This window comes from Halomonas sp. 707D4, assembly GCF_024158685.1.
Lineage (GTDB): Bacteria > Pseudomonadota > Gammaproteobacteria > Pseudomonadales > Halomonadaceae > Vreelandella.
Map to the genome: position 1 here is coordinate 1 of NZ_JAMZBD010000327.1, position 3,670 is coordinate 3,670.

The 3,670-nt window shown below is 64.5% G+C and carries 4 protein-coding genes; 2 read left to right on the forward strand and 2 right to left on the reverse strand.

Translation table 11 applies throughout. From position 1 onward, the window contains the following. The coding region (locus BIS11_RS13020) for a cation:proton antiporter (protein ID WP_253586212.1) at positions 1 to 582 on the reverse strand (582 nt) is incomplete at its 3' end. 148 nt (positions 583 to 730) lie between these two features. On the opposite strand from BIS11_RS13020, the gene BIS11_RS13025 reads away from it, so the two are divergent. After that, positions 731 to 1,930, forward strand: coding sequence for an ABC transporter substrate-binding protein (locus BIS11_RS13025; RefSeq protein ID WP_253586214.1), 1,200 nt, complete (start codon positions 731 to 733; stop codon positions 1,928 to 1,930). 22 nt (positions 1,931 to 1,952) lie between these two features. Next, entirely contained in the window at positions 1,953 to 3,338 is a 1,386-nt protein-coding gene (locus BIS11_RS13030) for a 3'-5' exonuclease family protein (protein ID WP_253421455.1), read from the forward strand. Here the strand turns inward: BIS11_RS13030 and BIS11_RS13035 are convergent. Continuing rightward, positions 3,335 to 3,670, reverse strand: a 336-nt coding sequence (locus tag BIS11_RS13035) for an alpha/beta fold hydrolase (RefSeq protein ID WP_367399211.1), incomplete at its 5' end; no start/stop codon positions are given. The two genes, BIS11_RS13030 and BIS11_RS13035, sit on opposite strands and share 4 nt — an antisense overlap.

A 3,670-nucleotide genomic window follows, 5' to 3' on the forward strand; every position in this document is an offset into this window, starting at 1 on the left:
GAACTGGGCGATGAAGAAGATCGCCGTATCGCCGAACCCGCCGATGTCGCCGGTCAAAAGCTCGATCAGCATCAAGGTCAAAAAGATCGCCATCGGATCGTTGGTGCCGGACTCGATCTCGAGCGTGGCGCTCACCCGCTCGTTGAGATTCACTCCTCGACCGCTGAGCATCGAGAACACCGCGGCCGCATCGGTGGAACCGACGATTGCCCCGACCAGTAGCCCCTGAACCAGGGACAGGTCGAACACCCACATGGCGATCAGCCCGACCAGGGCACTGGTGACGAAGACCCCGGCAGTGGCCAGGGATAGCGCTGGCTTGAAGCCTACCCGGAAGGTTTTCAGGCGGGTGCGCAGTCCGCCATCGAGCAGGATCATCGCCAGGGCCAGATGGCCGATGGTGAAGGCCATCGAGTAGTCGTCGAAAGCCAGGCCCAAAAGCCCCTCTTCGCCCGCCAGCATCCCCAGTCCCAGGAAAATCAGCAGTAGCGGAACGCCGAACATCGATGAAAGCCGGCTGGCCAGAATGCTCAGCGCCATCAAGGCGCCGCCCACCAGGAAAAAGGTATACAGTGTGTCCATGTTTCTCCGTCTCTACATCAATGCCGCTCTATTATTGCATGTCACCGAATAATTTATCGTGATCACCGGTGTGTGCTGTCATCGAAGACTGGTCATTCTCGCCGACCTGCCGCTACACTCCGCCTTCACGACTTTGGAGTGTGGAGTGATGGCGCACCTGGTTTTACCTTGGCGACGGTATGGAACACCGGCGCTGATCGCCTATTTATTGTTTTTAAATTCAAGTCTCTATGCAAGCGATGAAGCGGTGGTCAGCGAGGCCGAAAGGGCGCGCTTGACCCTCGATACCGATGTCGTCGTTCCCGATGGGCTCTGGGAAGCACCGCGTGAGCCGCTGCTCGTTACCCCTGAGCCGGAGCTCGACGAGATCCCCGGGGAAGAGACGTCGAGCAGCGATCCCGCGCCATCGGCGACGCTGGCGCTGCCGCCCCCGCTCGACCCGCCACCGCTCAAGGCGTTCGCGGTGATGCTGGACTGGTACCTGAGTCCACAGCACGCCGCACTGGTGGTCGCCAAGGAGCGTGAGCTCTTCGAGGACCAGGGGCTCGATGTCGAGCTTTTGAGCCCGGCGGACCCGACCCTGCCGCTCAAGCTGCTGACCGCCGGCGAAGTCGAACTGGCGCTGACCCGCGAACCCATCCTGCATCTGCAGGCGCATGCCGGTGAGCCTTTGGTGAGGGTAGGCACGCTAGTGGAGACGCCGCTCAACGCGGTGATCGTCACCCGGTCGACGGCAAGCGCTGACGAACCGGCAGCGCTTGCCGGGCTGCGCTACGGCTTCTCCACTCGTGAGGGCGAGAGCGTGGTGGCCGAGCGCCTCGTTCCGCAGTCGATTCGCCAGACCGACGACTTCGTCGAACCGGTCAACGTGCACTTCGACGCCGCCGCCGCGGTGGTCGATGGCCGGGTCGACGTGATCGCCGACGGCTACTACGCCACGCTACCGGACCAGCTCGCCCCGGAAGGCATCGACAGTCGCGTCATTCACTACGAAGAGATCGACATCCCGCGCCACGATGGCCTGGTCGTGGTGGCGAATGCGACGACGCTTGCCCACACCGCCCAGAGCATCGCACGTTTCATGACCGCCGTGGAGCAGGCGAGCCACTGGATGATCGATAATCCCGAGGCGGCCTGGGCACTGGTGACCGAACGTCACCCCATTCTGGACAACGAAGTGAACCAAGCCGGCTGGGAGGCACTCCTAAGGCGCATGTCGCTGAGTCCGGCAGCGGTGAACACCCGCCGCTACCAGGCGTTCGAAGCCTATCTTCTTTCTCGGGGCATCATCGAGACGACGCTGCCGGTTTCGCGGCTGGCCATCGACCCGCACGCGTTGCAGGAGTAAATCCCCCTTTCAATGGAGTGCCATGAGCCAGCAAGCGCTGATCTTCATCGACCTTGAAACCACCGGTACCCGCGCCACCCGCGACCGGATCACCGAAATCGCTGCCCTCAAGGTCGTCGAGGGGCAGATCACCGAGCGCTGGGTGAGTCTCATCGATCCCGGCATCGCCATCCCGCCGTTCATCTCCCGGCTGACCGGCATTCATGACGACATGGTCGCCGATGCCCCGAGCTTTGCACAAATCGCACCGGCGCTCCGGGAGTGGCTGGGCGACGGTCGTTTGGTCGCCCACAACGCCCGCTTCGATGCGGGCTTTCTGCGCAATGCCTTCAAGCGCGCCGGCCTCGACTATCGCCCCGAGGTGCTGTGCACGCTGCGCATCTCCCGGCGGCTCGAGCCGGCGCAGCGTCAGCACAACCTGAAGGCGCTGCTTTCGCGTTTCGCGATCGACCCCAAGCGTGCTCACCGCGCCGAGGATGACGCCGAGGCACTCTGGCGGCTGTGGCAGACCTGGCAGCAGCGTTTCGATGGCGAGACCTGGCAGGCGGCGCTCGCCCAGGAGCAGCAGCACAAGAACCTGCCCGCGAACCTGGATAGCGACATCATCGCGGACCTGCCGTCGGCACCGGGGGTGTATCTCTTCTACGGACACAACCGATTGCCGCTCTACGTCGGCAAGAGCATCAACCTGCGTAACCGGGTGAAAGGCCACTTCCAGCGCGATCACCAGGACGACAAGGCGATGCGCATGCTCCAGCAGATCCAGCACGTCGAGTGGGAAGAGACGGCGGGGGACCTGGGAGCGCAGCTTCGCGAGGCGCAGCTGATCAAGGAGCTGATGCCGATCATGAATCGCCAGTTGCGCCGCCAGGGGCGGCTCAAGACCTGGCATTGGGGGGAGGGCGAGCACGCGCCGACCCTGGCCGGCAGCGCCGTGCTGGCCAATGCGGAACCGGGCCAGCGCTTCGGGCTGTTTCGCAACGCAGCCGAGGCCAAGCAGGCGCTGCGTACGCTGTGCGACGAGCACAAGCTCTGCGCCCAGGTGCTGGGGCTGGACAAGGGGAAAGGGCGCTGCTTCAAGCAGCAGCTAGGCAAGTGTCTCGGTGCATGTTGCCAGAAGGAGTCGCTCGAGGCGCATACCGCCCGGGCGCACATGGCGCTCGAGCGACTCAAGGTCGACGCCTGGCCGTGGCCCGGGCGAATCGTGATACGCGAGCGCAGTGCCGAGACGCGCCGCTCGGCTTACCACGTGGTCGATCACTGGTGCTATCTCGGCAGCGGCGAGACGCTGGCGAAGGCCAGACGGATCAAGGGAGCGGCGCCGCAATTCGATGTCGATACCTACCGTATCCTCAACCGTTTCCTGCGCGACGCCGAGGCGCACCGGCTGACCATCACCGCGCTCTAGTCGCCATTGCTCGCTGGGCGCTTGTCGTCGTGGGCGTCGACGAAGGCCTCGACCGCCTGCTGGAACGCCTCGGGCTGATCGGCGTGCAGCCAATGGCCGGCTGCCTTGAGCGTCACCAGGCGCGTCTTGGGTAGCACCTCGCGCAGGGTGGGGAGCATGTCGTCGGTGACATAACGGGAGTCGGCGCCGCGCAGCACCAGCGTCGGACCCTCGAACGCTCGCTCGCCGGCCGGCTCGTCGATCACGTCCTCGTAGCCGTTTCTGATCTCGTCGAGCCCGACGCGCAGCGCCATCGCGCCGTCGGCGTCCTTGACCAGGTTGGTGGCCAGGAA